The following is a 4678-nucleotide window of genomic DNA, read 5'->3' on the forward strand; positions in this document are numbered from 1 at the left end:
CGTCGTAGAGGCCCGTGTGGAGGCCGGTGACCTGCTGAAGCACCGCGAGACCGACGCCGACGACGAGCGCCGGGCGCATCCACGGTTCGAGGAGGTCGCGCAGACTCCCGTCTTCCTGTTCGATGGTTTCTTTGATTTCGCCGAGTTCCTCGCGAATCTGTTCGTCAGTTCGGGTCTGGGAAAGCACGTCACGCGCTTCCGACACGCGACCGTGTTCGACCAGCCAGCGCGGACTCTCGGGCATGAACACCATCCCCACGGCGAGCACGAGCGCCGGAACCATTCCGGTACCGAGCATCCAGCGCCACTGCTCGGCGTCGGCGAAGGCGTAGTTGACGAAGTACGACGAGAGGATGCCGACGGTAATCGCGAGTTGGTTCAGCGAAACGAGCGATCCGCGAATCTTCGGCGGGGCGATTTCGGAGAGGTACAGCGGGCCAACGATGGACGCGAACCCGATTGCGACACCGTCGATGAGTCGTCCGAGGACGAGTATCTCGACTGTCGGTGCGATGGCCATGACCAACGACCCGACGAAGAAGACGATGGCGCTAACGAGGACGAGCCGTTTTCGACCCCAACGGTCGGCGAGATACCCACCGAGAGCGGCACCGAGGGCAGCGCCTGCGAGCGCACCACTGACGACGATGCCCTGCACCAATGGACTCATCGTGAACGTGTCTTTGATGTACAGGAACGCGCCGGAGATAATGCCCGTGTCGAACCCGAACAGGAGTCCATTGAGGGCGGCAAGCGCGGCCGTCACGTAGACGAACCGGTTTCGACTACCACCACCACCAGGTGAGTCAGTATCGTCTATCATAAATCGTACTCGACCGTGACATTCAGACTCCTCATTTAGAATACCTCCGACATATAATCAATATACTTACATTATAATCATCTTTGTAGTAAATTCTAAAATCGCAGTACGTAGTGGGGGTTTGGGCGTTAGTGCTAGTAGAAATCATATTCACATATAATTTTCCAAAGATGATTACAATTTATACTACAAAGTGAGTTAATTCTGTCCAGTTCGACAAGAAGGCTCATGGCCTCGCGGTAGCGAGACTTGTTGATGAGCGACGCCGTCCCGATTATCGTCTACACTCGAACCCACTGCCCGCTCTGTGACGAGGCAGAAGAGACCATCCGCGAGGTAGCCGCAGGGGAAGGCGTTCCGGTCGATATCGAGTTTATAAACGTCGATACCGACGAAGAACTACGGGCGAAGTACGGCGAGAGAGTCCCGTACGTGTACATCGACGGTCGACCGGCATTCAAATTCGAGGTCGACCCGGACCGGCTCCGCGAGAAGTTGGCCGCAGCGCAGGGGTAGTCCGTTTCGGTTCGGTGCGGACCGCCCGCACGACCGGCTTGCCTACATAATCATCAACGCCTTATCATAATGTGGAGGCACCCCACATGACTGACCCGCTGCAAGCTGACGCAGTTCCCTGTTCGACGACAATCACGGCCCTCGCGGAGTACGGTCTCTCCGACGGAAACGAACTCGTCCGGCGAACCTACGACGACCTCGAAGAGGACGGGTTCGGAGCGTTCGAACCGACGGCGGCGTATTTCGACCGTGTCGCGGCGACGTTCCGTGCGCTATTCGTCGAACTCACTGGAACCACCCCCGTTCCGACCGTCGTTGATGCCGCTCTCGACGACGCTCAATACGCGACGCTCCAGGTCGTTGATGCCGGCTCAGACCTCGAAACGGAGGTTCTCCCGGAGTTCTACAAACAGTTCGCCGGGTACTACTGCACCTACCGCGGTCGACTCCTCGTCGTCGATTGAGGTCGTGTCAGCAAGCACCTGACTGAGATAGTCGTGTCAGCAAGTATCTGACTGAAGAAATCGTGTCAGTAAGCGTCTGTGAACGACGCGTCCGCACGAATGATTATGGGTCTCGTTACCATAGGTAATCTCGGTGGGTCTCGTGGTCGAACTCAACGAAATCGAAGCGAATGTGTACGAAATCGGGCGAACGGGGGAGATGCGCGTCCCAGCGCGTGTCTACGGATCGGAATCGCTCGTCGAAGAGATGCAGTCCGAGGGCGACCGCACGCTGACACAGGTTCAAAACGTCGCGATGCTGCCGGGTATCCAGAAGTTCTCGCTCGTCCTTCCCGACGGGCATCAGGGCGACGGCTTCCCTATCGGCGGTGTCGCCGCGGTTGACGCGGACGACGGCGTCATTAGTCCGGGGGGTATCGGCGGCGACATCAACTGCGGTGTCCGACTGCTTCGAACCGGTCTCACGTACAAAGACATCGTGAGCGAGCAGTCTATTCTCGCAGACCGCCTCTACCAGACGATTCCCACGGGTGCTGCCGAAGGCGGCTCCCTCGACACCAACATCTCCGACGTGCGCGGCATTCTCGAAGGCGGGCTGGAGTGGATGTTGGCGAACGGACACGCCACCAAAACCGACCTCGACCACTGTGAGGAAAACGGGCACCTTCCCAGCGACCCGAACGCGGTCCCAACCGAGGCACTCAAACGCGGCGTCAATCAGGTCGGGTCGCTCGGGAGGGGAAATCACTTCCTCGAAGTCCAGCGCGTGACCGACGTATACGACACCGAGACGGCCGCGGCGTTCGGTATCGACACCGACGACGTGGTCGTGATGATTCACACGGGGTCGCGCGGCCTTGGCCACCAGACGTATTCGCACTATCTCCGCGCGTTCGAACGCAAATATCGGTCTCTCGCCGAGTCGCTTCCGGACAAGAAACTCGTCTACGCCCCGCTCGGTGACGACCTCGCCGACGAGTACTGGAACGCGATGAACGCCGCCGCCAACTTCGCATGGGCTAACCGACAGGCACTGACGCAGGCGGTCCGAAAGGTGTTCGACGACCTCTTCGACACCACGGAAGTCGAACTCGTCTACGACGTGTGTCACAACATGGCCAAAGAAGAGCGACACACCGTCGATGGAGGGACGAAGACGCTTCTCGTCCACCGAAAAGGCGCGACACGGGCATTCCCGGCCGGTCGGCCCGAGATTCCTGAAGCATACCGGAGCGTCGGCCAGCCAGTGTTCATCCCGGGGAGTATGGGGTCACACTCGTACATCCTCGTTGGCGGGCCACAGTCACTCGCGCGTAGTTTCGGTTCGACGGCCCACGGTGCTGGTCGCCAATTATCACGGGCGGAGGCGCGAACGGAGTACTCCGCCGGCGAACTCAAGAAGGCGCTGCGCGCCCGCGGTATCTTCGTCCGAGCACGCTCCGGCAGGACGCTGGCGGAAGAAGCACCCGGCGCGTACAAGGACATCGACGAGGTCGTTCGTGTGAGCGACGCGCTCGGTATTGGAACCAGAGTCGCCCGAACGGCACCGCTCGCGAACATCAAAGGGTGAATTTCACTTGCGAACAGTCGAACAGAAAACCGGTCGTCGCGGGCGTACTCCTATCATCCCGGCGTCCCTCTATACACCCATGGAAGCTGACAGACAACTCCTCCAATACGCCCGGGACCAACTCGACGGGTGGATTTACACGGCTCGTGACCGGGCCTACCAAGAATTATTCGCCGGTGACGACGCCGCGGTCACAGCCGAGGAGCGACAGCTTCTGGACGATATCGACGCGGAACTCGTCGCCGACGGCGGGAACGGACTCTGGGGCGTCGACGAGTACGAAATCGTCCTTGGACATCCCAAGAACCACCCACTTTCGGTCGTCTGTACGAGACACCCGGAGATTCCAGTGGAGTGGTCCCGTGGCGGAGACAGCCTCACCGAACCGGAACGAGAACAGTTCAACGACCTCCTGTGGGACTACAGCGAACGCGTCCGGAAACACCTCCAGACAGAGGTCGACGAGTTCGTCGTGAACGGCGGGTCGATCGAAGAGTGAGGAACAGGCAGGTCTGTGTGTGCTGCCGCTGCCACCGGTTCGAGAGCCCTGCTTCTCGACAGGAACCCAGATGCACTGATATCGATTGTCTCACACGCTCTCACAAACGATTCTGACGCCGTGAGAACGGGTTACTGTTTCAAGCCGTGGGGGTGCGTACGTGCGGGCAATGCCCGATGGAGATTCGTTCGGAGCCATCCGTGAGTTCGAACACGATGGCACCACGTACAAGATGGCGGACCTGACCGTTCTCGAAGAACAGGGTCTTTGTGACCTCGACAAACTCCCAGTGAGTATCCGAATTCTACTGGAATCTGTGCTCAGAAATGTCGACGGTGACATTGTCACCGAGGAGGATGTCCGAAATGCGGCATCGTGGGAACCCGACGTGCCGAACGTCGAAGTCCCGTTCACGCCGTCTCGCGTCGTGTTACAGGACCTGACTGGCGTCCCCGCGGTCGTCGACCTCGCGGCACTCCGTTCCGCCGCGGACCGCGCCGGTGAGGCACCCAGTATCGTCGAACCCGAAGTACCCTGTGACCTCGTTATCGACCACAGCGTGCAGGTCGACTTTTTCGGCTCGTCCGACGCCTACGAGAAGAACGTCGAACTGGAGTACGAGCGCAACGCCGAGCGCTACAAGGCTCTCAAGTGGGCGCAAAACGCCTTCGACAACTTCAGCGTCGTCCCGCCGGGAACGGGCATCGTCCACCAGGTGAACCTCGAACACCTCGGACAGGTCGTCCACGACCGCGAGTGGCGCGACGAGCAGTGGCTTCTGCCCGACACCCTCGTCGGCACCGACA

At 59.8% G+C, this 4678-nt stretch carries 6 protein-coding genes; 5 read left to right on the forward strand and 1 reads right to left on the reverse strand.

Features of this window, described 5'->3' with window-relative positions; translation table 11 throughout:
* On the reverse strand, positions 1–823 hold an 823-nt coding region (locus QT222_RS06225; protein ID WP_491476658.1), incomplete at its 3' end, for an MFS transporter.
* 255 nt (positions 824–1078) lie between these two features.
* Between QT222_RS06225 and QT222_RS06230 the strand changes: the two genes are divergently transcribed.
* The 5 genes from QT222_RS06230 to QT222_RS06250 form a co-directional block, all read left to right on the forward strand.
* On the forward strand, positions 1079–1339 hold the full coding sequence (locus QT222_RS06230; protein ID WP_491476659.1) for a glutaredoxin family protein: 261 nt from the start codon (positions 1079–1081) through the stop codon (positions 1337–1339).
* An 86-nt stretch (positions 1340–1425) separates the two neighbouring features.
* On the forward strand, positions 1426–1803 hold the full coding sequence (locus QT222_RS06235; protein ID WP_491476660.1) for a hypothetical protein: 378 nt from the start codon (positions 1426–1428) through the stop codon (positions 1801–1803).
* 133 nt (positions 1804–1936) lie between these two features.
* Positions 1937–3373, forward strand: coding sequence for an RtcB family protein (locus QT222_RS06240; protein WP_491476661.1), 1437 nt, complete (start codon positions 1937–1939; stop codon positions 3371–3373).
* A 79-nt stretch (positions 3374–3452) separates the two neighbouring features.
* Positions 3453–3872 (forward strand): DUF7539 family protein, encoded by a 420-nt coding sequence (locus QT222_RS06245; protein WP_004057830.1) that lies wholly within the window; start codon positions 3453–3455, stop codon positions 3870–3872.
* Between the two features lie 169 nt (positions 3873–4041).
* Positions 4042–4678 (forward strand): aconitase family protein (locus QT222_RS06250; protein WP_491476662.1); only part of this gene is annotated, 637 nt, incomplete at its 3' end.

It is taken from the genome of Haloferax sp. s1, assembly GCF_058382125.1.